Source organism: Pseudomonas sp. FP2300 (assembly GCF_030687595.1).
Lineage (GTDB): Bacteria > Pseudomonadota > Gammaproteobacteria > Pseudomonadales > Pseudomonadaceae > Aquipseudomonas > Aquipseudomonas bijieensis.
Genome location: NZ_CP117440.1, coordinates 3,708,702 through 3,734,706 on the forward strand (window position 1 = coordinate 3,708,702; position 26,005 = coordinate 3,734,706).

General features: G+C 60.9%; 23 protein-coding genes. 11 read left to right on the top strand and 12 right to left on the bottom strand.

From position 1 onward, the window contains the following. Nucleotides 1-98: 98 nt before the first annotated feature. The 8 genes from PSH86_RS16405 to PSH86_RS16440 form a co-directional block, all read right to left on the bottom strand. Nucleotides 99-701 carry a LysE family translocator gene (locus PSH86_RS16405; protein ID WP_163858537.1) on the bottom strand — a complete coding sequence of 201 codons (603 nt, stop codon included), beginning with the start codon at nucleotides 699-701 and terminating at the stop codon, nucleotides 99-101. Nucleotides 702-755: 54 nt separating this feature from the next. After that, a complete protein-coding gene (locus PSH86_RS16410) occupies nucleotides 756-1,592 on the bottom strand; it encodes an AraC family transcriptional regulator (protein ID WP_109754165.1) in 837 nt (278 codons plus the stop codon). Between the two features lie 238 nt (nucleotides 1,593-1,830). Further along, nucleotides 1,831-2,247, bottom strand: coding sequence for a heme-binding protein (locus PSH86_RS16415; protein WP_109754166.1), 417 nt, complete (start codon nucleotides 2,245-2,247; stop codon nucleotides 1,831-1,833). An 80-nt stretch (nucleotides 2,248-2,327) separates the two neighbouring features. After that, nucleotides 2,328-3,110 carry an ABC transporter substrate-binding protein gene (locus PSH86_RS16420; RefSeq protein WP_109754167.1) on the bottom strand — a complete coding sequence of 261 codons (783 nt, stop codon included), beginning with the start codon at nucleotides 3,108-3,110 and terminating at the stop codon, nucleotides 2,328-2,330. A 144-nt stretch (nucleotides 3,111-3,254) separates the two neighbouring features. Next, nucleotides 3,255-3,605, bottom strand: a complete 351-nt coding sequence (locus PSH86_RS16425; RefSeq protein WP_109754168.1) for a RidA family protein — start codon at nucleotides 3,603-3,605, stop codon at nucleotides 3,255-3,257. After that, nucleotides 3,602-4,975 (bottom strand): NAD(P)/FAD-dependent oxidoreductase, encoded by a 1,374-nt coding sequence (locus tag PSH86_RS16430; RefSeq protein WP_305483744.1) that lies wholly within the window; start codon nucleotides 4,973-4,975, stop codon nucleotides 3,602-3,604. Before PSH86_RS16430 ends, PSH86_RS16425 begins: the two co-directional genes overlap by 4 nt. Next, nucleotides 4,968-5,297: a (2Fe-2S)-binding protein gene (locus PSH86_RS16435; RefSeq protein WP_116832492.1), complete on the bottom strand. Its 330-nt coding sequence runs from the start codon at nucleotides 5,295-5,297 to the stop codon at nucleotides 4,968-4,970. Before PSH86_RS16435 ends, PSH86_RS16430 begins: the two co-directional genes overlap by 8 nt. After that, nucleotides 5,287-6,411 (bottom strand): FAD-binding oxidoreductase, encoded by a 1,125-nt coding sequence (locus PSH86_RS16440; RefSeq protein WP_109754171.1) that lies wholly within the window; start codon nucleotides 6,409-6,411, stop codon nucleotides 5,287-5,289. The genes PSH86_RS16435 and PSH86_RS16440 overlap by 11 nt, the downstream gene beginning before the upstream one ends. A gap of 159 nt (nucleotides 6,412-6,570) precedes the next feature. Here PSH86_RS16440 and PSH86_RS16445 point away from each other — a divergent pair, with 159 nt between their 5' ends. The 3 genes from PSH86_RS16445 to PSH86_RS16455 all read left to right on the top strand — a co-directional run bounded on the left by PSH86_RS16445 (nucleotide 6,571) and on the right by PSH86_RS16455 (nucleotide 9,646). Continuing rightward, the gene (locus tag PSH86_RS16445; protein ID WP_163858529.1) at nucleotides 6,571-7,476 is read left to right on the top strand and encodes a LysR substrate-binding domain-containing protein; all 906 of its coding nucleotides are present in this window, start codon (nucleotides 6,571-6,573) and stop codon (nucleotides 7,474-7,476) included. 137 nt (nucleotides 7,477-7,613) lie between these two features. Continuing rightward, complete coding sequence (locus tag PSH86_RS16450) at nucleotides 7,614-8,699, top strand: aromatic ring-hydroxylating dioxygenase subunit alpha (RefSeq protein WP_249015069.1); 1,086 nt, start codon at nucleotides 7,614-7,616, stop codon at nucleotides 8,697-8,699. Further along, nucleotides 8,696-9,646: a PDR/VanB family oxidoreductase gene (locus PSH86_RS16455; RefSeq protein ID WP_109754174.1), complete on the top strand. Its 951-nt coding sequence runs from the start codon at nucleotides 8,696-8,698 to the stop codon at nucleotides 9,644-9,646. Before PSH86_RS16450 ends, PSH86_RS16455 begins: the two co-directional genes overlap by 4 nt. A 149-nt stretch (nucleotides 9,647-9,795) precedes the next feature. Here PSH86_RS16455 and PSH86_RS16460 read toward each other — a convergent pair whose 3' ends face one another. Both PSH86_RS16460 and PSH86_RS16465 read right to left on the bottom strand, forming a co-directional pair. After that, nucleotides 9,796-10,509: a GntR family transcriptional regulator gene (locus PSH86_RS16460; RefSeq protein ID WP_109754175.1), complete on the bottom strand. Its 714-nt coding sequence runs from the start codon at nucleotides 10,507-10,509 to the stop codon at nucleotides 9,796-9,798. Nucleotides 10,510-10,610: 101 nt separating this feature from the next. Continuing rightward, nucleotides 10,611-11,642, bottom strand: coding sequence for an Ldh family oxidoreductase (locus PSH86_RS16465; protein ID WP_163858521.1), 1,032 nt, complete (start codon nucleotides 11,640-11,642; stop codon nucleotides 10,611-10,613). Nucleotides 11,643-11,935: 293 nt separating this feature from the next. Between PSH86_RS16465 and PSH86_RS16470 the strand changes: the two genes are divergently transcribed. Both PSH86_RS16470 and PSH86_RS16475 read left to right on the top strand, forming a co-directional pair. Beyond that, nucleotides 11,936-16,768, top strand: a complete 4,833-nt coding sequence (locus tag PSH86_RS16470; protein WP_305483745.1) for a dermonecrotic toxin domain-containing protein — start codon at nucleotides 11,936-11,938, stop codon at nucleotides 16,766-16,768. A gap of 159 nt (nucleotides 16,769-16,927) precedes the next feature. Next, nucleotides 16,928-17,929 carry a FecR family protein gene (locus tag PSH86_RS16475; RefSeq protein WP_305483746.1) on the top strand — a complete coding sequence of 334 codons (1,002 nt, stop codon included), beginning with the start codon at nucleotides 16,928-16,930 and terminating at the stop codon, nucleotides 17,927-17,929. 177 nt (nucleotides 17,930-18,106) lie between these two features. Here the strand turns inward: PSH86_RS16475 and PSH86_RS16480 are convergent, their stop codons facing one another. Next, nucleotides 18,107-20,455 carry an acylase gene (locus PSH86_RS16480; protein WP_305483747.1) on the bottom strand — a complete coding sequence of 783 codons (2,349 nt, stop codon included), beginning with the start codon at nucleotides 20,453-20,455 and terminating at the stop codon, nucleotides 18,107-18,109. A 295-nt stretch (nucleotides 20,456-20,750) separates the two neighbouring features. Between PSH86_RS16480 and PSH86_RS16485 the strand changes: the two genes are divergently transcribed. After that, nucleotides 20,751-21,131 (top strand): fe2+ zn2+ uptake regulation protein, encoded by a 381-nt coding sequence (locus tag PSH86_RS16485; protein WP_109754180.1) that lies wholly within the window; start codon nucleotides 20,751-20,753, stop codon nucleotides 21,129-21,131. A 9-nt stretch (nucleotides 21,132-21,140) separates the two neighbouring features. Here the strand turns inward: PSH86_RS16485 and PSH86_RS16490 are convergent, their stop codons facing one another. Beyond that, nucleotides 21,141-21,329, bottom strand: a complete 189-nt coding sequence (locus PSH86_RS16490; RefSeq protein ID WP_003202135.1) for a hypothetical protein — start codon at nucleotides 21,327-21,329, stop codon at nucleotides 21,141-21,143. Nucleotides 21,330-21,479: 150 nt separating this feature from the next. Here PSH86_RS16490 and PSH86_RS16495 point away from each other — a divergent pair, with 150 nt between their 5' ends. From PSH86_RS16495 to PSH86_RS16515, 5 genes are all read left to right on the top strand, one after another. After that, a complete protein-coding gene (locus PSH86_RS16495; RefSeq protein ID WP_014338251.1) occupies nucleotides 21,480-21,617 on the top strand; it encodes a hypothetical protein in 138 nt (45 codons plus the stop codon). 143 nt (nucleotides 21,618-21,760) lie between these two features. Next, complete coding sequence (locus PSH86_RS16500; protein ID WP_109754181.1) at nucleotides 21,761-23,755, top strand: methyl-accepting chemotaxis protein; 1,995 nt, start codon at nucleotides 21,761-21,763, stop codon at nucleotides 23,753-23,755. 250 nt (nucleotides 23,756-24,005) lie between these two features. After that, nucleotides 24,006-24,452: a DUF411 domain-containing protein gene (locus tag PSH86_RS16505; RefSeq protein ID WP_109754182.1), complete on the top strand. Its 447-nt coding sequence runs from the start codon at nucleotides 24,006-24,008 to the stop codon at nucleotides 24,450-24,452. Then, entirely contained in the window at nucleotides 24,452-24,886 is a 435-nt protein-coding gene (locus tag PSH86_RS16510) for a YqaA family protein (protein ID WP_305483748.1), read from the top strand. The genes PSH86_RS16505 and PSH86_RS16510 overlap by 1 nt, the downstream gene beginning before the upstream one ends. Before the next feature lie 85 nt (nucleotides 24,887-24,971). Continuing rightward, on the top strand, nucleotides 24,972-26,003 hold the full coding sequence (locus tag PSH86_RS16515; protein ID WP_163858514.1) for an alpha/beta fold hydrolase: 1,032 nt from the start codon (nucleotides 24,972-24,974) through the stop codon (nucleotides 26,001-26,003). The last annotated feature ends 2 nt before the right edge of the window (nucleotides 26,004-26,005 follow it).

Below are 26,005 nucleotides of genomic sequence, written 5' to 3' on the forward strand. Positions count from 1 at the left end.
TTCTGGCGTGGCCGATGCTCTCCAAATCAACTGTGTTTTGATACCGTCCAACCGTTGCAAGGGATTGCGGTACCCGGGGTGATAAAGGTACGTCGCAGCTACATCACCAACGTCAACCACGCCGACACCAGCAGCATCACCGCCATGACCCGGTTGAACCGCCCCATCGCTACGGCGGAACGACAGAACCGGGCCGCACCAAGCCCCAGATAAGCCCAGACGGTCATGCATGGAATCGAAATGGCGAAAAACGCCAGGGACAGCCAGAGTACCCGCACGGTACGGTCGGCCTCGGTGCCGGCAAAAACGCTGACCACGGCCAACGCCATCATCCAGGTCTTGGGGTTCACCAACTGCAATCCGGCGGCCCCTGCCAGGCCCAGACGCGGGCCTTCGACCGGCCGATCCGGGTCGATGGCCTGGGCCGGTGCGCTGAAAATCTGCCAGGCCATCCAGCTCAACCAGGCAATGCCCGCCCATGAAAGCGCGGTCTGCACCGTAGCGTGGCGCGCCAGTAAATCGCCCAATCCCGTGCCCACCAGCAACACCAGCAAAGCCGCCGCGGCGCAGGCACCGAGGATGATCGGCACGGTGGTTGCCAGGCCGAAGCGCGAGCTGTGGCTCAGTACCAGGATATTGGTCGGGCCCGGGGTGATGGAGGCGACAAAGGCGAACAAGGCAAACGGCAGTAACTGGTCCATGAAGCGACTTCTCGGTGAATGATCGATGCCTTGATCATCCCCACGAAACCGTGGTCAGTCTGGAACAATTGAGCAGCGCTTGCGGTAGTCCGCCGGGCTCAAACGGTAGGCGCGCTGGAACCAGCGGCCCAAGTGGCTCTGGTCGGCAAAACCGAGCATGGCCGCCACCGCCACGGCGCTCTCGCCACAGGCCAGCAGGCGTCGGGCGCGGGCCAGGCGCAACTGGATCAGATAGGCATGGGGCGCCAGGCCGAAAGCCGCCTTGAACGCCCGGGTCAGGCGGAAACGATCCACGCCGGTGACCCGCGCAAGGTCATCCAGGCCGATGTCTTCGCTCAGATGACTATGCAGATAATCCCGGGCCTGTTGCGCCACCAATGGCAGGCGCGGGTCGGGGTTGATCCGTGCGCGCCATTGCAGGTGTTGGGTCAGGTTGGCCAACAGGGTATCGAGGGCCGTCTGGCGCACGATGCGAATCTCCTGCTCATGCAAGCTCTGGAAGGCCAAGGCCGTGGCATTCGCCAGCCGCGCATCGTCAGTCAGGGTGGCAGCAAACCCCAACTGGGCATTGTCCGGCGCCACATCGAACAAGGAGCGCAACTCGCGCTCCAGCCAGTGGGGCTCCAGGTACAACGTGCGGTAGGTAAACCCTTGAGCGTGAGGGGCATTGCCGTCGTGGAGCTCGCCGGGCTCAAGCAGGAACACTTTGCCCGGCGTGCTGTTGTGCTGCTGGCGACGGCAATGAAACTGCTGCACGCCCTGTTCGGTCACGCCCACCAGATAGGCGTCATGCCAATGGGGATCGTAGGCATGCCCCTCGAAATGCGCGCGCACGGTCTCGATGCCGGACGTGGCGTCCTGCTTGAGATCGATCCAGTTGCGCGCGGTCATGCCCTGTCCCGTTCAGTGAATGTGCTCTTGGCAGATTAACTGCTGATGAGGCGCGTGTCTGGAAGATTTGTGCAAACCTTGGTGGAGACGGGCTTGCTCGAGAAAGCGTTCGGGGGCTGTAAATACATTTGTTGACTGACCCACCGCCATCGCGAGCAGGCTCGCTCCCACAGGAGAAACGCGGTCCCACCAAGAACCAGGCCGGCTGTCAGGCCGCCTTCGCGACTCGACCGAAGCCTCAGGCATCCGGAGTAATCACCGCCTCCACCGCCAAACGAGCCAGTTCGGCATCCTGCTCGGCCTTGACGCCGGACACACCGATAGCGCCGATGCACTGGCCGTCGTGGCGGATGGTCACGCCGCCTTCGAGCATGCCTTGCAGGTGCGGGGCGCTGAGGAAAGCGTAGCGGCCACCGTTGATCATGTCTTCGAAGACCTTGCTGTCGCGCCGGCCCATGGCGGCGGTGCGCGCTTTTTCGGTGGCGATATAGGCCGATAACGGCGAGGCATCGTCCAGGCGCGACAGCCCGAGGGGATGACCACCGTCGTCCACCACGCAGATCGACACCGCCCATTGACGCTGGTGCGCCAGTTTCTTGGCCGTCACCAGCAATTGCTCAACGTCCTGTTCAGTGAGTACCGCTTTGGTTTTCATGGATCACTCCGTGTTGTGCCGCAACAAGCCGGTAAGACAGCCCGCAAGCCAATGTCTGCGGGCCGAAAACACCCCGAGATTTACTCGCCGTAGATATCGAAATCAAAGTACTTCTGGCGAATCCTGTCGTACGTGCCGTTGGCGCGAATGGTCGCCAGCGCCTGATTGAAACGGCTCGCCAACGCATCGTTCTTGCGTACCGCAATGCCGATGCCCGTGCCGAAGTATTGTTCCTCGGTGAAATTGGGCCCGACAAATTCGAAGTCCTTGCCCTCCGGACGCTTGAGCAGGCTCTCGTCGATCACCACCGAACTGGCCATGGTCGCGTCCAGGCGCCCACCCAACAGGTCGAGGAATATTTCGTTCTGCGAACCATAGCGCACTACCTCGGCGCCCGCCGGGGCAAAGTGATCAGTGACATAACGATCGAAGTTGGTCGCCCGCTGCACCCCGATCCGCTTGCCTTTGAGCTGGGCCGGGATATCGTTGATACCGCTGCCCTTGCGAAACACCAGGCGCGCCGGGATCCGGTAGTAACGGTCGCTGAAGTCCACCGACTTCAACCGCTCGGGGGTGATGGACATGGAGGAAATCACCGCGTCGACCTTTTTCACCTTGAGCGCCGGAATCAAGCCGTCGAACTCCTGTTCCTGCCAGATGCAACGGACCTTCATTTCGGCGCATAACGCCTGGCCGATGTCGTAGTCGAAGCCGACGATGGTGTTGTCCGGGGTTTTCGAGGCGAAGGGTGGGTAAGCTGCCTCGATGCCGATGCGCAGCGATGACTCGGCGGCTTGCAGGTTCGCGCCGAAAGCCAGCAGCGAGACGAGACCCAGTTTCAGGGCGATGCGTTTAACGTTCATTCAGTTGCTCCAGATGCGATGTTATTGATTCCGGACGCTCCATAGAAGTCATCCGTTATGGCAGCAGCAATGTGAACAAGCCCGGGCGATGACTCTGGCGGTCGCCTGCCCGGTGACAGCACAACGGTGATCCGGCCGACGGCCTCAGACCGCCGCCGTGACAATCAGCTCCAGCAAAATCTGCGGGTCATCGAAGGCCACTTGGGCCGTGGCTCGCGCTGGCGTCTGCGTGGCATCGACCCACTCGCTCCACTGCGCGTTCATGGCGGCGAAATCCCGCCCCATGTCTTTCATCCAGATCTGCACGCTGAGCAGCCTGTGCTTGTCGCTGCCCGACGCGGCGAGCAGTTCATCGACCCGTTGCAGCACCTGACGGGTCTGGCCCTGGATGTTCTGGCTGCAGTCGGTGGCGACGACGCCGCTGAGCCAGGCCACGCCGTTGTGCACGACGCTGCGGCTCAGGCGTGGGTTGCTTTCGATGCGTTGAATACTCATGTGGGTTCCTCGACGGAGAGACGCTCGCCGGCCAATTGGGCGAGCGTGATAGGTTTGAGGGGTGAACGGATGCGGTAATAGCCCACCTCGGCGGGTGATACTTGGCGGTGTTCGGCGATGATTTCAGTGACGCTCAGACCGCACTGGCGCCCCTGGCACGGGCCCATGCCGCAACGACCGAAGGCCTTGGTCTGGTTGGGGCCCAGGCAACCCAGGTCGACATGACGGCGGATGTCGCCAGCACTGACTTCTTCGCAGCGGCACACCGTGACGTCGTCGGCGGGAATGCGATTTTGCATGCCGGGGCGATACAGGATGTCGAGTAGCGGCCGTATGGCGCGGGCGCGGCCTAACGCCCGTTGCAGGGAAGACGCTTGCGCGGACTGGCCAGCGATTGCCAACGCAGCCAGGCGCCCCTCCAGTTGCGCCACCCGGGCCCCGCCGATGGTGCCACCGTCACCGGCGATGAAGATGCCCGGCACGCTGCTTTCACCCCATTGATTGCGGCGCACAATCCAGCACAATTGTTGTTCATTCCAGTCATGTTCCAGACGCAACGACCAACTGATCTGGGTGTTCGGCACCACCCCCTGATGCAGCAGGATCAAATCGGCGTGAATGCGCTGTGAGCGGCCTTGGCTGTCGAAGCTCAAGGCGCAGGCCCGGTCCGTGCCTTCAACCCGCAGGTTGCAAGCGCTGCGAAAATGCCGGACGCCGGCACGCTTGAGCTCCGCCAGCAGCCTCAACCCTTTGAGCAGGTCGCGCCAACCGCGCAGCGCACCGGGAATTGCCCGCCAGGCCCGTAGCAGATTGCTTCGCTGGCTGGTGTCCACCAGGACCTCAAGGGCGATCCCGGCGCGCAGGTATTGCACCGCCAGCAGGTAGAGCAATGGACCACAGCCGGCCAGCACCACTGGCGTGGCCGGCACCATGGCCGCGCTTTTGAGCAAGATCTGCCCGGCTCCGGCGGTCATGACGCCCGGCAGGGTCCAGCCGGGAATCGGCATCGGCCGCTCGAAGGCCCCGGTGGCGATCAACAGGTGGCGCCCCTGCAAGACTTCAGCGCGCCCCTCGACCAAGTAGTGCACCTGACGCTGCGGCGTCACCTGCCAGATGGCCGCGCCAGGCAGATAGCGGGCACCGCATTGCAAAAAGTCGGCGGCCAATTTCGCCCCGGCAACATAGTCGTCACCCAACACGGCGCGGCTGCGTACGTCAGCCTGGAGCACCTGGCGATAAATCTGCCCGCCCGGGCTGGCCTGTTCATCCAGCACGACCACTGACAGGCCATGAGCCCTGGCTTCGAGCGCAGCGCTCATTCCCGCCGGGCCAGCACCGATGATGATCAGGTCGATGACTGCGTTATTCATCGCCGCCCTCCTCCCACGGTGCCAGGCAAGCGGCTCCGCGTTGGCGACGCACGCGCATGCCGCAACGTACCGGCACCAGGCACGCCTGGGTATTGGCTTGTCCGTCCACCTCCACCAGGCATTCGAAGCACACCCCCATCATGCAATAAGGCGCACCGGCACGACCGTTGATGGCGCTCTCGCGGGTGTGGCGAATGCCGCAGGCCAACAGGGCCGCAGCCAGGGATACCTCGGCGGGCACCGTGAGCGGCGTGCCTTCGAATTCGATTTGCACGCTGTGATCTCCCAAGATCAGCGGCCGGAACAGGCTGTCAGCCGACATGGCGCACCTCTGCTTGCGGGTTGAAACGTTGCAGCCCGAATGGCTTCACCGCCGGGTCATCGAATTCGCCGGCGATCCACGGCGCCAGGCGCAAGGCATGGGCAGCGGCCAGCGTCACGCCGCTGTGGCAGCTGACAATCGACAACCCCGGGCAGCCCTGGGGCGTTTCGTAGATCGGAAAGCCATCGGCACTCATCACCCGCAGCGCCCCCCAGGCCCGCACCAGGCGCACCTGGCCCAACCGTGGAAAACACTGCACCGCGCGCCGGGCAATAGCGGCCATGACCTGGCTGCCGGTGCCGTCATCGAAGCCCGCTGACTCGTGGGAATCGCCCAGTTGCAGCGTGCCCTCATCGGTCTGGCGGACATAGGTGGTGGGGTACTGTAGAAATGGTTCAAGCCGCTCGGTGACCAGGATCTGCCCCCGGTTTGGCTGCACCGGCACGTCCAGCCCCACCCTGGCCCCCAACGCCCGATTGCCGAGGCCGGCGGCCAGCACCACCTGGCGAGCAGACCAGCGCTGGTCTCCAGCCCGCAGTTCGAAGCCCGTGGCACCCGCGTCGATAGCATCGACGTGATGGCCGTTAATGAGTTTGACCCCGCGCGCCTGGCAGGCGGCGTAGAGCGAGCGCAGCAGCTTGAGCGGGTTGACGTGGCCGTCCATGGGCGAAAAGCAGCCGCCCACCACGTCTGGCCCGATACCGGGCAAGCGGGTGCGTAGTTGCGCAGCGTCCAGCAATTCAAAGGGGTAGTCGCCGGCAAAGGCGTCACGCAGCCAACCCAGCCGACGGCTTTCCTCGGCCATTTCTCCATCGCTCAGGCACAACTGGAACCCACCCTGTTGGCGCAAATGGACGTCGATGCCGGTATCGGCTTGCAACGCCTTGGCGAACCGAGGCCAGAGCGCCACCGATTCCCGCGTCCACTGCGCATATGGGCTCATGCGGTAGCCCTTGCCCTGGACCCAAAGCAGACCAAAGTTGCCTCGGGCCGCGCGAATGGCATCGTCGCCTTCATCGAGCACACTCACCCGGCGCCCGAGCAAGGCCAGCCCATAGGCGATGGACATCCCCACCAGGCCACCCCCCACGACAATGACATCAGTTTTTTGCATGGCTCTCTTATCGCTGCTTTCGGTGCCTTACACTTAGTAAAGTGCCGGCCCTGTGGCTGGTTAAAGCGGTTGTGGACGATCCTAGGGCGATGACAATCTCTTGAAAAATGCTTTATTTTGGCAATCTCATGTCTTTTTGTTATGGACTGGAAGCGCACTATGAACCTCCGTCAACTGGAAGCTTTTCGCGCCGTGATCCTGGGCCAGACCGTGACCCGCGCCGCCGAAATGCTGCACATCTCGCAACCCGCGGCGACCCGGCTGATCGCCAGCCTGGAAGAGGACATCGGTTTCAGCCTGTTCGACCGGGTCAAGGGGCGGCTGCAACCCACCGCCGAGGCCATGACCCTGTATCAGGAAGTGCAGCGCTCGTTGTTAGGCGTGGAACGCATCGCGCGGACCGCCCAGGACATCCGCACGCTCAAGCGCGGCTCACTGCACATTGCCTGCGCACCGGCCATGGGCTTGTCATTCGTGCCCCGGGCGATTGCCGCGTTCATGGCTGAACACGATCAAGTACAGATATCGCTGGTGGTGCATTCGTCCCGGGAAGTGGTGGACCTGGTGGTGGGCCAGCGCTGCGACCTGGGCCTGATCGTGCTGCCCAACACTTACCCGAGCCCCCGCGCCGAAAAATTGCTGGCAACGCGCATGCTCTGTGCCCTACCGGCCGGCCATCGCTTGCAGGACCAGGCAACCATCCGTCCAGAGGATCTGCAGGGCGAACCGTTCATTTCCTACCCGCAGGCGATTGCCTCACGCCAACACATCGACGCCATCTTCGCCGCCCATGGCGTAGACCGTGAGCTGCGCCTGGAAACCCAGCTCTCGTTGCCCATGTGCGCGTTCGTCGAACAAGGTCTGGGCGTGGCGCTGGTGGATGCCATCAGTGCCGTCGAGTACCGGGGCCAGGGCATCGTCTTCCGGGCCTTCGAACCGGCGATAGAAATGGACTTCAGCATGCTCCTGCCCATCCAGGGGCCGGTTTCCAGGCTGCAAGCCAGTTTTCTGGAGCACATGCAGCGGTTTATCGAAGCGCAGGTGCCGGCGGCCTATCGGTTTTGATGCAATCGTCGATTCAGCATCAATGGATCCACTAAATAACCAATCATCCACAAATCCAGCAAAACAATTGACAAGCAAATTAGTTAAGAGAGTTAATGGATCCACAGATAAGAACAACATCCGCCTGGAGATCCGTCATGTACCCCAAAAATGCCTGGTACGTTGCCTGCACCCCCGATGAAATCGCCGACAAACCCCTGGGTCGCCAGATCTGTGGTGAGAAGATGGTTTTTTACCGCGGGCAGGAGGGCAAGGTCGCGGCCGTGGAAGATTTCTGCCCCCATCGCGGCGCCCCGCTCTCCCTGGGTTACGTCGACAACGGCAACCTGGTGTGCGGCTATCACGGTCTGGTGATGGGCTGCGACGGCAAGACCGTCGAGATGCCGGGGCAGCGGGTACGAGGGTTCCCTTGCAACAAGACTTTTGCGGTCCAGGAGCGTCATGGATTCATCTGGGTCTGGCCCGGTGACCAGGCGTTGGCCGACCCGGCGCTGATCCATCATCTGGAATGGGCCGAAAGCGATGAATGGGCCTATGGCGGAGGCCTGTTCCACATCCAGTGCGACTATCGCCTGATGATCGACAACCTGATGGACCTGACCCACGAAACCTACGTCCATGCCTCAAGCATCGGCCAGAAGGAAATCGACGAGGCGCCGCCGGTGACCACGGTCGAAGGTGACGAAGTGGTTACCGCCCGGCACATGGAAAACATCATGGCCCCGCCGTTCTGGCGCATGGCCTTGCGCGGCAACAACCTGGCCGACGATGTGCCGGTGGACCGCTGGCAGATCTGCCGCTTCACCCCGCCCAGCCATGTACTGATCGAAGTGGGTGTCGCCCATGCCGGCAACGGCGGTTATCACGCCGCGCCGCAATTCAAGGCATCGAGCATCGTGGTGGATTTCATCACGCCGGAAACCGAGACCTCGATCTGGTATTTCTGGGGCATGGCGCGACATTTCCAACCGCAGGATGAAGCCCTTACCGCGTCCATTCGCGAAGGCCAAGGCAAGATTTTCAGCGAAGACCTGGAAATGCTCGAGCGCCAACAGCGCAACCTGCTGGATCATCCGCAACGCAATTTGCTCAAGCTCAACATCGATGCCGGTGGTGTGCAGTCCCGTCGAGTGCTGGAGCGCTGGATCGCACGGGAACGGGAAGCACAGGCCGGTTTGATCGCCAGCAGCCATCAACCGCAAGTGGCGGAGCAGCGGCCATGATCGAAGTCCAGGTCGCGGCGCGACACAACGAAGCCCTCGACATCTGCAGCTACGAGCTGACGCGTGTCGATGGCGAGCCGTTGCCGGCCTTCACCGCCGGCGCCCATATCGACGTGCATTTGCCCGGCGGGCTGATTCGCCAGTACTCGCTGTGCAATCATCCCGAGGAACGGCATCGCTACCTCATCGGCGTGCTCAAGGATCCGGCGTCCCGCGGTGGTTCGCGCAGCCTGCATGAGCTGATCCAGCCAGGCATGCGCTTGCACATCAGCGAACCGCGCAACCTGTTCGCCCTCGCCCCGCAAGCCCGGCGCAGCTTGTTGTTCGCTGGTGGCATCGGTATTACGCCGATCCTGTGCATGGCCGAGCACCTGGCCCAGAGCGGTGCGACGTTCGAGCTGCATTACTGCGCCCGCGCCCGGGACCGCGCGGCCTTTGTCGAGCGCCTGCGACAATCCCCTTACGCCGACCGGGTATTCCTGCATTTCGATGAAGAACCGCAAACCCAGCTGGACGCCGCCAGGGTCCTGGCCGCGCCCGGCGATGACCTGCACCTCTACGTGTGCGGGCCCGGTGGTTTCATGCAGCACATCCTCGACACAGCCAAGAGCCAGGGCTGGCAAGAAGCCTGCCTGCACCGCGAATACTTCGCCGCCGCCCCCACCGATACCCGCGCCGATGGCAGCTTTTCGGTCAAGCTGGCCCGCAGCGGCCAAGTGTTCGAGGTGCCGGCGGACCGCAGTGTGGTGCAGGTACTGGAGAGCCATGGCATCGAGATTCCGATTTCCTGCGAGCAAGGTGTATGCGGCACCTGCCTGACGCGTGTGCTGGAAGGTGTACCGGAACATCGGGACATGTTTCTGACCGAGGCGGAACAGGCCGGCAACGACCAGTTCACACCGTGTTGTTCCAGGTCCAGGACACCAGTCTTGGTACTGGACCTCTAACACCGGCATTGTGGGAGCGAGCCTGCTCGCGATGGCGTCGGTTCTGCAGCATCGAGGGTGACTGACCCACCGCTTTCGCGAGCAGGCTCGCTCCCACAGGGGGTCTGTGGTGGGTCACAAATCCAGCAGTCATCCACAATTGGGGCTGTTCACTCCGAACGCAGAATCACCTTCATCCGCTCGTCAGCCAGCGTCGAGCCGAACACTTCGGCGTAGCGCAGGGTCGCATTGGCATGCTCGCGCATGATGGCCTCGGCACGGCCGCTCTGGCGGTTGATCAGGGCGTCGAACACCGAATGGTGTTGCATATGGGCATAGTTGAAGCGGCGAAACTCGCCGGCCATGTTCTGGCGATCCACCGCCAGGGCCGTGACTGAAGCGAATGGCAGATGATCGTTGCGGGCCAGGGCATCGGCAATCGCCGGGTTGTGGCTGCCTTCGACGATCACCTGGTGAAAGCGCATGTTGAGGTCGTGATAGACCTCCAGGTCGTCCTCGGTCACATAGCCCTTGGCGAACAGTTCATCGCCCTGCAGCAGGCATTGCTCGAGTATCGCGCGGGCCTCTTCAGACAAACCGTGCTCGGCCGTCTGCCGTGCCGCCAGGCCCTCCAGCACGCCACGCACCTCCACGGCCCCGGCGATCTGCTCGGCGCTGACCGAACGTACCTGGAAACCTCGTCCGCCGAAGCGCACCAGCAACCCTTCCTGCTCCAGGGTGCGGAACGCCATGCGCACCGGCATGCGCGAAACACCGAACAGCTCAGCCGTGGGGACTTCCATCAAGCGCTCACCAGCGGCCAGCTCGCCCGAGGCGATCATCTTGCGCAGCGCAACCAGCACCGTTTGGCCGGGCTTACTCATCCAGGCGATTCCAGAGAAAAGAAGCCGTCATAGTAAAAGGCTTGGCGCAGCGTGTCACGGCAAGGCACCGGCCCCGGTCGATGGGGTCGCTCCCAGGTTGCTCAACTCCCCGCCAACTCGCGCAACTGCGCCAAGGCCTGCTCGTCCAAGGTAATCCCATGTTCATTGGATTTGCTGCGCTCGCGATGGCGACGATCCCCCGGCAACCGGCGCAACCCGACGCCATGCATCTGCCTGACCAATTCCTGGCTGCGCTCGGCGAAATCCTGCCCGGCGGTCTTGCTCGGGTCGATCACGATCAACAACTGGCCGGTCCACGGCGTCTTGGCGCCCGGATGGTTGTGCCAGTCGAATTCGAAGGAAAAATTACCGCCAGTCAGGGCGGCGGCCAGCAACTCGACCATCATCGACAACGCCGAGCCCTTGTGCCCGCCAAATGGCAGGAGCGCACCACCTTCGAGAATCGCCTTGGGGTCGCGGGTCGGCTGGCCGAGGCTGTCCACTCCCATGCCCGGCGGCAACAACTCGCCCTTGCGTGCGGCAATCTGTACGTCGCCGTGGGCGATGGCGCTGGTGGCGAGGTCGAAGACAATCGGCTCGCCGTCGGCCCGCGGTGCGGCGAAGGCAATGGGATTGGTGCCGAACAATGGACGGTCGGCGCCATGGGGCACCACGCACGTCATGCTGTTGACCACACTCAACGCCACCAGGCCTTCATAGGCAAACGGCTCGACATCCGGCCAGAGCGCGGCGAAGTGATGGGAGTTGCGAATGGCCAGGACAGCGATACCGGCGCTGCGAGCCTTCGCCACCAGCAATGGACGCGCGGCGGCCAGGGCTGGCTGGGCAAACCCGTTACCGGCGTCCACTGCGACAAACCCTGATGCGACATCTTCGACCGTCGGCACAGCCTGACCGTTGACCCAACCGCTGTTGAGCGTCGAGACATAACCGGGAATGCGAAACACCCCATGGCTATGGGCTCCGTCGCGCTCGGCCCCGGCACAGTTTTCAGCCAGGCACCGCGCAACGTCGGTCGACGTGCCATGACGCAGGAAAATCTTCTCCAGCAGGTTCACCAGAGCATCGTAGGACAAGGTGCAAGAAGCGGCATGATCGGATGGCGCAGACATCTGAAGCTCCAGAATGATTGTTGGAGGTAGCAACAGCGTAAAGGACTCGCCGAGTGATTAAACACCGCTTCGCGGTGCGAGCAAAGCCTGCTCGCAAAAGCCGCCACAGCTCTCCAGTGGGGGCGAGCCTGCTCGCGATAGCGGTAGGTCCGCTTGCATCGATATTCCAGCCTGACAGGCCTCAAACCCAGCGTGCGGTAACTATGTACCACCTTTGCCCATTCATCGTTGCCTAGTCTGGCGGCTTCCTCCACGTTCGCGCCGCCTTGAGGCGCCTTGATCGAGAAGCAACGATGCTCACTGAAACCACACCACTTTTATTTCCCGAGGTATTGAACGCCCATCGCCTGGACCAATTGACCGCCACCCACGGGCTGACCCAGGCAGACCTCGACTGGTTACACCATATCGCCCTGCCCAACCACATCCGGCGCACGGCGCAGACGCCACCGATGTTCGCCGAAACGATTCTGTTGCAAGCCGAGAACAAACCGCCCATCGCACTGGCCGGCTGCCTTGCCCTCAGCACCTCGACAGACCGCAGCGCATCGAGCACCCAACCGGCGTTCCTCTACACACCCAGTGGTGGAATCGAAAAACTCGACAACCTGGCATCCCTCGAACAAAAGATCGATCGGATACGCCAGGACGCTGTGCAACGCGACGACCTGTTTCGCCTCCTGTCGATTTCCCAGCGCAGCGAATTGATCAGCACGACCGACATCAGACAGACCCGGCAACTCATCGAAGAAGATGTGTTCCAGGCTCAGCTCAAATCCATCGAGGACGCCCAGAACCTCAATGCCCTGGCCATGGTGAACGAGCTGATCAGACTGCCCTCGTTACGATCGATGCTTGACCAGATATTGAACGAGGCACTGCCGGACCTGGATCATCGACAGATCCGCGTGGCATTCAGCAAGGGCGGGCACCTGGCAGGTCCAAAGGCAATCCAGGTGACCGAAAGCATTCCACTGAGCGACGCCATCCTGGGCTACTTCCATAACCAAGGCTGGCCGCCCGGGCATGACATCGATCTGACCCACCCGGGCACACTCCCATCGTCCTACACCCCGCTGCAATGGGAAAACATCATAAAGGACACGGCCAGGAAACTGATTCCGACACTTCAGGGCTGCCTCGATGCCTTCTGGGAAAACACAACAGCGCGCGTCTATATGTCTCGGCGCAAACTGCTTTCCCAAGTCATCCACGATGGGCTCTGGGCTGCGATCCTGGTCGAACGGGAAAAAAGGCAACTGACTGATGAACAAAGTCGCGAGTTGCTGCGACTGTTCCGGCCTTCCCGCCGGGACGAGGCGCTGTTGTTCATCGAAACGATTCGCCTCTGGGAATACGAGCCGCACTATGTAGAGCTTGCAGGCTCTCTGATGATCAGCGCCAAAGGAAACTACCTCTATACCCCCATTCATGGTTTTCAGAAGATAGACAACTACCTGGGGTTCAAGGAAGCGTTGTTCGGTAACCCCTCAACCACCGCAAAAAAGGAAGCACTCTATAGCCTCCTGGGCCTGGAAGAGCGCAACCGCTTCCTGCGTTTTGACGAGCCACAGGTCTCGGGCGAACCACTGGACTTGCCCGTGTCCGAATCCCTGGCGAACGCAATCATCAAAAAGCAGAAGGATAATCTTCATTACGCGCTGGAAATGTCTCGCCAGGGCGATGTCGACATTCACCCGCTCATCGACAAAGCCTTGGATATACGCAGCTTCATCAACAAAAGCCTGCTGAGCCAGCCAACCGCCGGACATTGGGGGACTCATCCCGCCTTTCATGGAAGTCTGCGCCCGTCCAACTTCATGGCCGATCAACTGGAAAGAAAGGTCAAGAGCTATACCGATGTTGAAAAGGCTTTCAATGGCCTCTTTATTCGGTTGCCAGCATCCCATGGCGTTTCGCTGCCCAACGGGCTCAGGCAGTTACTGCCTGAACTGATCAATGTTTTTTCCTTAGGCATACGCGCCGAAGCCGAACTCAGGGAACTCAACGCGAGCCTGCCGGCGATTGCGAATGACTTGATCAGAACAGTCTTTGCCTACGATTCAGAATATCCGGACCGCTCACAACGTATCGGGGTCAGGGGGTTTCGACCGGATGTCTATTCGTTGACGCTGGTCTGCAGCGTAGGAGATCGAACGGCTTATATGCCCCTCGCCAACTGCTTTCTATTAACTGAACGCGGAGGACTCGATACACCCTATTCGGGCATGGCAATCCTCTGGACACCCGCCGATGGCTTGCAGGCCTTTTCGTCCGTCGAAGTGGCCACCCAGCAACTGAATCGGCACCTGCTCGACTCCCGAAAGCGCTTTGGTTTGCTCACCAACCTCACGCCCGACCAACGCAAGCCACATGGGCGTTATCAGCTCCAGGCGTACGAACTGATCGAAGATAACGTGCTGGTGAATCGAATGAGTTCGTTCATCAAACACTTCGAGGCCGAGCAAGGGTATCTGAGCACGTTGAAAGCCGGAAGCTGGCAACTGACCGGCAATGCATTACTAAAAAGCCTTCAGGCAATGTTGAACAAAGGCGCGCCCACCAACCTCAAGCGCGCCACACACATCGCCCAGGCCAACAGACGGCAACAGAAACTTCCCGCCTGGCTCGGCGCAGCGGTGCTTGAAGACCAACGCCTGCACATTGAATTGCTTGAGCAATATAAAAACAGCGTGGCCGACGGCAAGGACTACCTGGACGGTATCGAGCCGCTGCGAACCTATGCACGTAATAAACTCAAAATGCTGTTGGACGCACGCTTCGCTGCAAAGAACCTTGACCCCGATACCATCCAGATCACGCCGAACCTTGCCATTGTCGGGCCGGCCAGTTCGCTGACCGACTTTGCCTTGCAGCACATCGAAGTGACCCGCAAAGGCTTCAAAGTGTCTTCGACGTCCACGCAGAAGCTGCCGGACGGCCTGAACGAAACCGCTGTCCGGCAAATGTTGTCCTCATTGAATATCTCTACCGACTATAAAAAACATGTAGCGCAAAAACTGTCCGGCACCACCGCGGATGTCCAGCAAAGAAAAACAGCCTTCCGCCAACAATTACCCTGGCAGTTGCTGCAACACGCTCACGCTCGTCATCTACAACAACACCTTTCCCCCCTGGCTTTCGACCTGATCCGTCAGGTGATGGACATGCCTGATGCCATCGCCCGCAAAGCGGTTGAGGGTGCCAGCGCGGTTATTCGCCCCCTGGAATTGATCAAGACCGGCGGCGCGGTACCGGTCAAGGCGCTGGGGCTTTACTTGATCGGATCGAGCCTCGATGCAGCAGGCCCCCAGGTCCTGTACTCGCCTTACCATGAGGGTCATTGCTTCAGCGAGTTCAAGGACGAAAAAAGCGTTATAGCCGCACTCAATACCTCAGGATCGCTTCAGGACCTGCTGATTCGCCGGCTTCCCGAGAACCAACAGGCCATTTTCAGAAACCTGCTCGCCGCCACGCTCGGGCAGCGATCGGAAATGACCCTGGCCTCCAATCCTATCCAGACCAATCTGCTCGACACATTGTTCAACGACAATACGGCATTGTTATTGGACATGCTGACCACACAGACAATTGAAAACCGTCAGCTTGATTGGAGAACAGTCCTGCACCTGTTCACCTCCGGCGTCAAGCTGGTGGGCGGGCAATTGGCGGGCAAACTGACTTTTATCGAAACCCTCTGGGAAAGCTATCAGGACTTCAAGACCTCAGCCGAAGCCTTGCAGCAGCATGACTGGAAAACAGGCTTGCACGATTTTATCGCCGGCGCCGCAGAAATGGTGTCGCTGGGCATGCTGAATCGTGAGGATACATTTGGTCTTCTCGATCCCATAGAACCGGTCTCGCAAGGCGCGACACTGGCGGGTGACTGGAAGAACATCGCTTCCACCGCCCAGATTCGGACCGACCTGAACGTTTTTGAGGCCATGGGTATCAGCCTGGCGAACTTGCAAATAGACCCGATCGAGAAAACCTACAAGGCACTGGAAAATGGCAGGCGTTATGTCCCCCTCGCCGGCAAAGTCTTCCAGGTGGCGAGAGCCAACCAAACCTGGCGAATCGTGCATGAGCACGGAGAGGGGCCGTTGCTGAAAAAATCGTCTGACGGCCGGACATGGGAACTCGACCCACAACGCCAGACCATACGCTTCGGCAAAGCAGGGTCGAAAATGGCCGTCACCTACAGCGACTTCAAGGCCAAGGGCTCACTGAATATTGAAGCGCGGGGAATGTCTGAGATACGCAGGAAGTATCCGTACCGCGCCAATATGATTGTCCAGGCACTGGAGACCGCGAGGTTCTATTCATTCAATGCCCTTCACAACTTTGAGCAATTCAAGCGACGACCGCTTACGGGCTCTCGGCTGGATAGTTTCCTCAGATTGTTTTTTGGGGTCGACAGCATCGACGCCCGTCTTATCAGCAAAATAGAGGCGGCGATCTCGCCCATATGCCGGGCATTGGCCGATCCGTCCTGGGAGTTGAAAAATGCCGAGCGCATCGTGGTCGGCCACCTCAAGCACCTGGAAGATAGAGCGACCGCCTTCGTACTTGAGCCCGCAGCCGTCGGAAGAATCTACATCACGCAGTTTTTCTTCGACATGGGCCTGGATTGGTACAAGGCCGTCGTACCGTCGTCCTTTAATGTCGATGCCCATGCCCAGGGGGCGACCTTCATCCACGAAGTTTCCCACCAGTTGTTCAATACGTTCGATTTCATCTACCTGGATGCCTCGCTGCCCTTTCTGGACTTGATTTCAACAGCGACTTATTCAGGAAAGTCGCAATACGACAAGCAAAAGGACCTGCAACTCAACGGGCTGTCATTGACCACACCCAAGTCAAAACTGTTTACGCAATGGGACAGCACGGATAACACCTACAAGAAGATGGAACTGTTGCCTGGGTACAAGGAAACCACCCGGGAAATCCTCAGGATAACCGGCGCCAGAACCATGGATAACGCTCGCGATGATTTTCTCGATCCGATTTTGCCGGACAAGCGCATCGACGTCATACTTCGTAACGCCGACTCGATCACGCTCTTGATTTGTGAAATGGGACGCCAACTCGACCCAAGCCCGTCCCGGCAGATTACCGTGCCGTGAAGCGTTTGAGTTGTTGATCTTTTTTTCACGCAATGTATGCGACGCTAGGCTACGACGAATGTTTGAGTAAAAAACGGGCTCATTGATGCGTAAATGCCATGACGGCTGTTCTCGGCAGCTCATGCCGAAGGTTAGAATGCGGCAAACCAGGAAGAGTCAATGACCGAACATACCCTCTCGGAAGCCGAATACGACGCCATCACCGATGCCGCTGCCCATTGGTGCATGCGTTTGCATGCCGTCGATTGCACCGATGCCGAACGGCAAGCGTTCAAGCAGTGGCACGATGCCGATCCCCTGCATGCTTTCGAATACCAAGCCATGCTGGAGATCTGGGCGGTTGCCGATCATCTGCCGCGCGTCGAGTCGGCGCCGGCAGCTCCAGCGCCCCGCCCACGGTCGCGCTGGAGCCGCCTGGCGGTCGCCGCTGCGGTATTCGTCGTGGGTCTGCCCATCGCCGCCTACACCGGCTGGAACCTGGGCTGGGTTGCCAACTCCTATCAGCGCTTCGAAGCCGGCGCAAGCGTACGTCACGTTACTCTGGGCGACGGCAGCGAGGTAGAACTCAATCTGGGCAGTGAGCTGGTATTTGCCAACTACAAAAACGAGCGTCGGGTAACGCTGGAAAAGGGCGAGGCGTTTTTTGACGTCAGCCATGACAAGCAGCATCCATTTGTCGTTCGGGCTGGCCAAGGCCAGGTACGCGTGACCGGCACTCGTTTCAACGTCTGGATGTACCAGGACCAGGTACGGGTCACCCTGCTGGAGGGCTCGGTAAGGGTGACCAGCAACCAGGCGTTCAGCCGTGACGGCCTGCCGCTTTCCCCGGGCATGCAGGCCAGCTACAAGGCGGGCGACCACCAGCCACAAGTCCGTGAGATAGCCCCCAACGACAGCTCACTGGCGTGGCGCAATGGCAAGCTGGTGCTGGATAACCTCGCCCTGAGCGACGCACTGCCGCTGATTAACCGCTACCTCGACCGTCCCGTCATGCTGGCCGACAACAGCACCGGCGGCCTGCGTATCGGGGGGGTCTACAACATCAGTGAAGTACAGAACCTGGTGCCTTCGCTGCCCAAAGTACTGCCGGTCTACCTGACCCAGAACAAGGACGGCAACCCGGTCCTCAATTCCATCGGGCAACGGCCAACCAATAACTGAAACCTCCCCCGGTGGGGGCGAAGCTTGCTCGCGATAGCGGTTTTACAGCCTTATAGAGGTGATGTCTGTGACGACGTCATCGCGAGCAAGCTTTGCTCCCACAGGCTCGCGATAACGGTAGGTCAGCCGGCATCCATCGGGGATGTGAGCTCCCCCTCGTCCACAGCCCAACAAAAGTTACTGCGTTACCACCCTGCCCGCCTCATCGTGCTCACCGATAATAAGCGCCTGATAGTGCGGGTCGGCCTTGATCTGCTGTTCGGTAAACGGCAGCACACTCCACTGCTTCTGCGAAAACGCCTGGGTCTGATCTGCCGAGTAAGGCGATGCCGGATCGCTGGAAATGGAAAAGGCCAACAAGCCCTGGGCCTGCGGACCTTTACCGTCGAACGTCACCACTTGCAGATAGCTGGTACCGCTGACCACCTCCCGCTTACCGCTCGCCCCCGGTACGCTCTGGATCGCGTTATAGATGCCCAGCTCCCCGGGGCCGCCATGGATCGGCGTTAGTCGACCGCCGCTGCTGGACACCTGGATATCTTGCCATTGGCTGTCCTTCGACAACCCGGCGACCTTCACCGCTTCCACCGAGGCCAGCATGGCTTCGCGCACGGCCTTGAGTACAGGCGGTCGCTCGATCGCCAGGCCTCGCGGTGTGTGTTGTGGGTCTTTGGGATCGAACGCGACGCGCCACGACCCCGGGGCAGCCCGCACCTCTTCCATGATGTGCTGGAAATGCACGAACCCCAGGCCGCTCTTCAGGCCGGCCTTACGATCCCAGGCCTTGAGGCTGGCACAAACCTCGACCAGGGCCGAAGCGTCCTGCCCCAGGTCACCGGCACAAACGCCGAGTAGATCCGGCATCACCTGGTCGGCCAGGTAAACCTGATCGTCCATGACCATGCGCTGCAAATCCTCTACCTTCACCGGACCATCCTTGGCCAGCGCGTCCATCCGTTCCAGCGCAAAACGCGCCCGCAGTCCCAGCGGCTGGCCTTGCTGGCTGATCAATGGGGAATAACCGGACAGCGGCTGCGACGGGTTGACCATCCAGGCCGAATCGTTGGAGTTCTGCACATAATCGCGGCGTAGCAACTGCGGAAGCCTGTCGGCGGCATAGATGCCTTTTTGCACGGCCTTGGCATCGATCCCCCAGGCACATTCGCTGCGAGCCCCATCCAGCACGATCAGTTGCAGCCCGGCCCTGGGATCGCTGCACCGGGCCAGTTTATCGGCGTCGACGTTCGGCACCACCGACACATTCATGTAGAGGCTTTGCCCCTGATCGTCCACCGCCAGGGTATTGACCCAGGGAATGCCCTGGATCTCATGGACGGCGTCCTGCAAATCCTTGAGCGTGACCGCCTTGTTCATGGCGTACCACTGGGCCAGCACACGATCGTTTTCCAGGTTGGCATCCCGCAGGCTGTAGGCGAATCGGTTGTCCCAGTCCAGCCGGCCGGGCCATTGCACGATCGGGCCGAACTGCGAGCCATAGACCACTCGGGAAATCGTCTGCACCTGGCCGTCAGGTCGCTTGATGTCGACCGCGACCGTCTGCTGGCTCATCGGCACAGACTTGTCGTCGAGCAGGTAGCGAGTCGGATCCTTCGGGTCGAGTTGCAGGCGGTACAGGGTGAAGTGTTTTGAACTGTCGACAGTGTGGGTCCAGGCCAGATGCTGGCTGAAGCCGATGTTGATCATCGGCAGGCCCGGCAGGGCCGCCCCCATGACATCCAGCTTGCCGGGAATGGTCAGGTGCATCTGATAGAAACGCATGCCGCCCAACCATGGAAAATGCGGATTCGCCAGCAACATCCCGCGGCCGTTGAACGAGCGCTCACTGCCGATGGCCAGCGCATTGCTGCCACGCTCCAGGGCAAAACGCTGCTGGCGGGTTGCGGCGGCAGCGAAACCGCTGGCTGGAACACCCGTGAGTGCCGTCGCCTGGGGCGGTTGTGCACCGGCCAGGGCCTCGGCGAATTGGCCGACGCCGCCTTCCACCAACAGTCGACGGGTCAACTTGACCAGGTCCAGCGCCGTGATCGGCCGCACCCACTCGCCGGCGCATTGTTCCGGCAGGCCCTTGGCCTTGCGCTCGACCAACGCACGGTTGTAGCCCGCCACGTAGCCTTCGACCAGTTGCTGCACTTGAGGCGTCTGGGCCTGCCAGAAACCGGATACCGCTTGCGGTGTGTTGAGCCAACTGAAAAACACATCGCTGACGCGGTTCTCCCGCTGCTCGACCGTGACTTGCTGCGGCCCGAAATAGCGCGAGCGCTGGGCGTTGACCGTGACGATCTCATTGGCCAGCAGGCACAGGTTGTCCTGGGCGTAGGCATAGCCGATGCCATAACCCAGTCCGCGCTCATCCTGAGCCCGGATATGCGGCACGCCAAAACGAGTGCGACGGATCTCGGCACTGGCCTGCTGCCCATCATCCTGCGCATTGACCACGGGAATGAGCCCGAGGGCGATCCCCAGAAAAGCGCCTGCGAGGCCAATCCTCGATAACTGCCCGGACATTATCACGCTCACTCCTGATAAAAACTTCAGAAACCAGGACGGCTACCGGAGCGAAGTAGACAAACACTCGGCCCGCCTGGGAAATCACACGCCGCGTGCTGAACCGGAATGTGCCTACCTTCAAAACGAACCGGATGAAAAAAAATTAATGGCTGGCAGCCGTTTGAATACGGGGGTTTGACGAAGCACGGGCAATTTTTTCACATCATGGTCCTCATGATTGCGAATCCTCGTTCGTCCTATTACAGGAGAGTATCCGTGACCTTTTCTGATCAGGCTTGTAAGGAGTTTTTGCATGCGTAACGCGCAACAGCCCATGGAGGGCAAGCCAAGGCCGAGCGGCGTCTCGCTGAGCGCCCCCCACCGTGTATTCGACAAGCCGGCAGATCGAGGCGGCAACGACCACATCAGGCGCTTGCTCAAGAGTTTCGGGCTCAGGACCAGCCTGATTCGCCTCAAAGTCATCGACGCGCTGCTCAAGGCCGCCAACGAAAATCGCAGCCTGGGCGTGCGCGGCGTGCACAGCCAGTTGTTGGGGCTGGACATTCCATTGTCCTTTCTCAGTGTGCGCGAGGTGTTGAAACGCCTGTGCAGCGAGGGAGTCGTCACCCTCAACCCGGATAAAAGCTACTGCCTGCACCCCAGTGCGATGGCCGTGCTCCAGGCCGAGGATTGAAGCCGGCGCTCAGGACTTGACCTTGCGCCGCATCACGCCGTTGATCACCACCACGATGACCGCCACGGCGATGGCGATGTATTGAAACAGCTGCTCGCTGATCATGCCCTTGCCTTGCATCCAGGACAGCCCCAGCATGATTGCCAGGACGACGAGGACGATCAGAATCGAGTATTTCAAACGTTGTGAATGAGTCATTACCAATTTCCTGAATGTATCAGTTCTGTATCCGAAGGCTTGCCAAGTCCCTACCGAATTGCGGGGATGACGGGCTGCCAACGGGGTCCCATGGTACAGCCGAAGGAGCGTATTCGCGCAACCGCGGCGGTTTATCATGAGGAATTATGTATGTTTCGTCGTATCAGCCTGTTGCTTGCCTTATTGTCCACCCTGACCCTGAGTGGCTGCCTGTTTTTCCCCCACGACCGCGGTCATGGGGATCGACCTGACCACCGTGGCGGCCCGGGCTTCGACATGCCCCGCTAATGCCCCTTGGCGAGGAAGCCGCTTCCTCGCCAACCTCTCATCCCACCTTGCCCTCTCCTAAAGCTGCGTCACCGCAGGCCGATACATACAGGACTGCCCATCCGCCTGCTGCAGAAAGTCGCCTTCGTGCAAGGACTCCCCACATGCCCTCATTCCGAACTATTCAGGCTCGCTACACGCTGTTCCTGATTGTATTCATGCTGGTGTTATCCATCCTGACCGTGGTGGGCATCAGTTATCTGGTCGCGCCCAAGTTGCGCCAGACCGAAGAGCAAGTGGCCTTGAACCGCATCGCCGAGGTCGCCGAGCAGATCCAGGGCGAACTGAACAAGGTGCAGGCGCAGCAACGCAGCATCACCCAGACCATCCCGCTGCTGGACAGCGATGCCATCGACAAAGTGTTGCCGGGACTGGTGGATCAGTACGGCGAGTTGAAAGTCTTTGGCGGCGGGATCTGGCCGTTGCCCAACCAGCGGGCCGAGGGACGCAATAAATTCAGCACCTTCTGGCACCGCGACGCGTCCGGCAAACTGGCGGTCAATACCTTCTGGAACAGTGACGCCGCGCCCAATTATTACGAACAACCCTGGCACAAGGGCGGCATGGCCACCCCGCCGGGCAAATGCGCCTGGGCCGCGGCCTATAAAGACGACGCCAGCGCCGAACCACGCACCAACTGCGCCATGGCCATCCAGAAGAACGGCGTGCCTTATGGCGTTTCCACCATCGACGTGACCCTGGGTTTCTTCAATGACCTGGTGGCACGCAAGGAAGCCGACCTGAGCGCCGAGATGCTGATCGTCGAAGGCGACGGCAAGATCATCAGCAACAGTTCGCGCATCAGCGGACCGATCGTACTGAAGAACATCAGTGAACTGGCGGCAACCTCGCCATTCGCCGCCCAGGTCCAGGCTGGCCTGGCCAAGCGCGACCAGCCGCTGCAACGGGTCGAGTTCGACAACAAGGGCGAGGCCAGCACGTTTTTCATGCGCCCTATCGAGGGTTCGCCATGGTTCCTTGCGACCGCATTGCCAACCCGGCTGATCACCGCCCAGCGCGACGATGTACTGAGCACACTGAGCCTGCTGCAGATTCCGATGGTGATCCTGCTGGTGTTGATGCAGCTTTACGCGATCCGTCAATTGACTCACCGCATGAAGGTCCTCAAGGGCAACATCGACGCCTTGTCCACGGGCGATGCCGACCTGACTCGACGTATCACTATCCGGGCCGAGGATGAACTGGGGGCGATCGGTCATTCGGTCAACCGCTTCATCGCTTACCTGCAAAGCATGATCGGCGAGGTCACCCAGGCCACTGGCGCCATGGCATCGAGCCTGGGCGATCTGCAACGGACCTCCGCCCACACCAGTGAAATCCTGATGCGCCACGCTTCGGAAACCGACCAGACCGTGACCGCCATCACCCAGATGAGCTCCACGGCCGAAAGCGTCGCGCAAAATGCGGCCGAGACCGCAGCGTTCACCCAGCGCGCCAACGAGCATGCCGACCGCTCCCGCGTAGTGGTCGGTGAGGCGTCCAACAGTGTGGTGGCGCTGATCGATGAAGTGGCCAGCGCCACTCGCAAGGTCGAGAGCATGCAACAGGACGCGCAGCGCATCACCGAAATTCTCGGCGTCATCGGCGCCATTGCCGGGCAGACCAACCTGCTGGCCCTCAACGCCGCCATTGAAGCTGCCCGGGCCGGTGAGCAAGGCCGTGGGTTTGCCGTGGTGGCCGACGAAGTACGTGCCCTCGCCGCCCGCACCCAGGCCAGCACCTCGGAAATCAACGAAATGCTGACCCGCCTGACGCAAGGCGTGAGCTCGTCGGTCTCAGCCATGGAAAACACCCAGGCCAGTTGCCAGTCGGCCGCCGATGCCACATCCCGAGTCAACTCCGGGCTGGACGAAATGGCAGGCTCGGTCAGCCAGATCAACAGCCTGAGCACCCAGATCGCCACCGCCGCCGAGCAACAGAGCGCGGTGACCGAGGAGATCAATCGCAGCATGGTGCAGATCCGTCACATGGTGGAAGAACTGGTGGCAGGCGGCCTGGCCAGCGAGGCCAACACCCGGCAACTGCTGGAAGCCAATGCTCGGGTGAATGCGATCATGGGGCGGTTCAAGGTGCGCTGAATCTGCTCCCGCCACAAAACCTGTGGAAGTGAGCCTGCTCGCGATCGCGGTGGGTCAACTGCGGTGATGGCGCCTGTGCTGCCATCATCGCGAGCAGGCTCGCTCCCACAGGGTTCAGTGGTTTCCATTCCTCTGCGAATTGTCTCCCTCTCAACCTGACAATTGTGTAATCCCCGCCTCAGCCCCCTGTCAGCTCACGCTCGCTACTCTGGTATCCTCCCTCCAAACCGTTTGACACGAGACCACCTCCATGGCCCATCCCCTGCACTTGCTCGCCTTGAGCGCCCTGTTCGTCTCCACCCTGGCCCAGGCCGCCGAACCGGTCACCATTGATGTACACCGCGATGCCAATTGCGGTTGCTGCAAAAAGTGGATTTCGCATCTGCAAGAAAACGGCTTCAAGGTCAACGACCATGTCGAAGCCGACATGAGCCTGGTCAAACAGCGCCTGGGCGTGGCGCCGAACCTGCGTTCCTGCCACACCGCCGAGATCAACGGCAAATTCGTCGAAGGCCACGTCCCGGCCGACCAGGTGCTGGCATTGAGCAAGCGCGATGACTTGCTCGGCGTGGCCGCACCGGGCATGCCCATGGGCTCGCCCGGCATGGAAATGGACGGCATGAGCGACGCTTATCAAGTGATCGGCCTGAAAAAAGACGGGACCCAAACCGTGGTGGCGGACTATCCGGCCCACTGATGGGCGAAGCCTATCTCGGCTTGTTCCTGGCGGCCTTCGGCGCGGCAACCCTGTTGCCGCTGCAATCCGAGGCGTTGTTGGTCGGCCTGCTGCTCAGCCAGCGCCATGAAGCCTGGCTGTTGCTGGGGGTTGCCACGTTCGGCAATGTCCTGGGTTCACTGGTGAACTGGTGGCTGGGCACGCGCCTGGAGCACTTCAAGGACCGGCGCTGGTTTCCGGTCAGTCCCGCCCACCTGGACAAGGCTCGTGGGCATTACCAACGCTTCGGTCGCTGGTCACTGCTGCTCAGCTGGCTGCCGATCATCGGCGACCCATTGACCCTGGTGGCCGGGGTGATGGGCGAACCGTGGCGGCGCTTCCTGCTGCTCGTGACCCTTGCCAAGGGCCTGCGCTATGGCGTTCTCGCCCTGGCGACACTGGGCTGGATGGACTGAACGTTCGCGTCGTTCGATTGCCTGTGGTTAATGTCGCCATAATCGGGCCGCACCAGGATCGGCGGCGGCCATAAGGAGATTGACCATGTCCCGCATCACCGCGCGCTGGTTGCCCAGCCTGTTCCTCACCGCCGCCCTGCCCCTGCTCGCCCAGGCCGCCAACCCGCCTGAAGGCCCGGCCTACGGTGCGCAGTTGGAGGGCTTCGAATACCCCTACACCCTCAAGCATTTCGCCTTACAGTCCCAGGGCCAGTCGTTACAGATGGGTTACATGGACGTGCCAGCCCAAGGCAAGGTCAATGGCCGCACCGTGGTGCTGATGCACGGCAAGAATTTCTGCGCCGCCACCTGGGGCGATTCGATCAAGACCCTCAGCGAGGCCGGATACCGGGTCATCGCGGCGGACCAGGTCGGCTTCTGCACATCGAGCAAACCCGAGCATTACCAGTACAGCTTCCAGCAATTGGCAAGCAACACCCAAGCCTTGCTCAAGGCCCTCGGTGTGCAGAAAGCCATCATCCTCGGTCATTCCACCGGCGGCATGCTCGCCACCCGTTACGCCTTGCAGTTTCCCGACCAGGTCGAACGCCTGGCGATGGTCAACCCCATCGGCCTGGAAGACTGGAAAGCCTTGGGCGTCCCCTATCGCACTGTGGATCAATGGTACGCGCGGGAACTGAAAGTCACCGCCGAGGGCATTCGCAACTACGAGCGCACGACCTATTACGCAGGCCGCTGGAAGCCTGAGTTCGAGCGTTGGGTTGACATGCTCGCCGGCTTGAACAAAGGCCCGGGGCATCGCCAAGTGGCGTGGAACTCGGCGCTGATCTACGACATGATCTTCACTCAGCCGGTCTATTACGAGTTCAAAGACCTGACCGTACCCACCCTGCTGCTGATCGGCACCTCCGACACCACCGCCATCGGCAGTGACATCGCGCCGCCGGCGGTCAAGGCCAGGCTGGGTCACTACGAGGTGCTGGGCAAACAGGTGGCCGAGCTGATTCCCCGTTCGACTCTGGTGGAGTTCCCCAATCTGGGGCATGCCCCGCAGATGGAAGAGCCGGACCGGTTCCACAAGGCCCTGCTGGGCTGGTTGGACAAACCCATTCCCTGACG

Coding starts and splice junctions, on each gene's coding strand:
- PSH86_RS16455 (WP_109754174.1), top strand. CDS start 8,696: ATGATCGAAGTCCAGGTCGCGGCGCGACACAACGAAGCCCTCGACATC.
- PSH86_RS16465 (WP_163858521.1), bottom strand. CDS start 11,642: ATGTCTGCGCCATCCGATCATGCCGCTTCTTGCACCTTGTCCTACGAT.
- PSH86_RS16470 (WP_305483745.1), top strand. CDS start 11,936: ATGCTCACTGAAACCACACCACTTTTATTTCCCGAGGTATTGAACGCC.
- PSH86_RS16435 (WP_116832492.1), bottom strand. CDS start 5,297: ATGTCGGCTGACAGCCTGTTCCGGCCGCTGATCTTGGGAGATCACAGC.
- PSH86_RS16500 (WP_109754181.1), top strand. CDS start 21,761: ATGCCCTCATTCCGAACTATTCAGGCTCGCTACACGCTGTTCCTGATT.
- PSH86_RS16420 (WP_109754167.1), bottom strand. CDS start 3,110: ATGAACGTTAAACGCATCGCCCTGAAACTGGGTCTCGTCTCGCTGCTG.
- PSH86_RS16415 (WP_109754166.1), bottom strand. CDS start 2,247: ATGAAAACCAAAGCGGTACTCACTGAACAGGACGTTGAGCAATTGCTG.
- PSH86_RS16505 (WP_109754182.1), top strand. CDS start 24,006: ATGGCCCATCCCCTGCACTTGCTCGCCTTGAGCGCCCTGTTCGTCTCC.
- PSH86_RS16460 (WP_109754175.1), bottom strand. CDS start 10,509: ATGAGTAAGCCCGGCCAAACGGTGCTGGTTGCGCTGCGCAAGATGATC.
- PSH86_RS16495 (WP_014338251.1), top strand. CDS start 21,480: ATGTTTCGTCGTATCAGCCTGTTGCTTGCCTTATTGTCCACCCTGACC.
- PSH86_RS16425 (WP_109754168.1), bottom strand. CDS start 3,605: ATGAGTATTCAACGCATCGAAAGCAACCCACGCCTGAGCCGCAGCGTC.
- PSH86_RS16515 (WP_163858514.1), top strand. CDS start 24,972: ATGTCCCGCATCACCGCGCGCTGGTTGCCCAGCCTGTTCCTCACCGCC.
- PSH86_RS16510 (WP_305483748.1), top strand. CDS start 24,452: ATGGGCGAAGCCTATCTCGGCTTGTTCCTGGCGGCCTTCGGCGCGGCA.
- PSH86_RS16475 (WP_305483746.1), top strand. CDS start 16,928: ATGACCGAACATACCCTCTCGGAAGCCGAATACGACGCCATCACCGAT.
- PSH86_RS16430 (WP_305483744.1), bottom strand. CDS start 4,975: ATGAATAACGCAGTCATCGACCTGATCATCATCGGTGCTGGCCCGGCG.
- PSH86_RS16480 (WP_305483747.1), bottom strand. CDS start 20,455: ATGTCCGGGCAGTTATCGAGGATTGGCCTCGCAGGCGCTTTTCTGGGG.
- PSH86_RS16490 (WP_003202135.1), bottom strand. CDS start 21,329: ATGACTCATTCACAACGTTTGAAATACTCGATTCTGATCGTCCTCGTC.
- PSH86_RS16445 (WP_163858529.1), top strand. CDS start 6,571: ATGAACCTCCGTCAACTGGAAGCTTTTCGCGCCGTGATCCTGGGCCAG.
- PSH86_RS16410 (WP_109754165.1), bottom strand. CDS start 1,592: ATGACCGCGCGCAACTGGATCGATCTCAAGCAGGACGCCACGTCCGGC.
- PSH86_RS16405 (WP_163858537.1), bottom strand. CDS start 701: ATGGACCAGTTACTGCCGTTTGCCTTGTTCGCCTTTGTCGCCTCCATC.
- PSH86_RS16440 (WP_109754171.1), bottom strand. CDS start 6,411: ATGCAAAAAACTGATGTCATTGTCGTGGGGGGTGGCCTGGTGGGGATG.
- PSH86_RS16450 (WP_249015069.1), top strand. CDS start 7,614: ATGTACCCCAAAAATGCCTGGTACGTTGCCTGCACCCCCGATGAAATC.
- PSH86_RS16485 (WP_109754180.1), top strand. CDS start 20,751: ATGCGTAACGCGCAACAGCCCATGGAGGGCAAGCCAAGGCCGAGCGGC.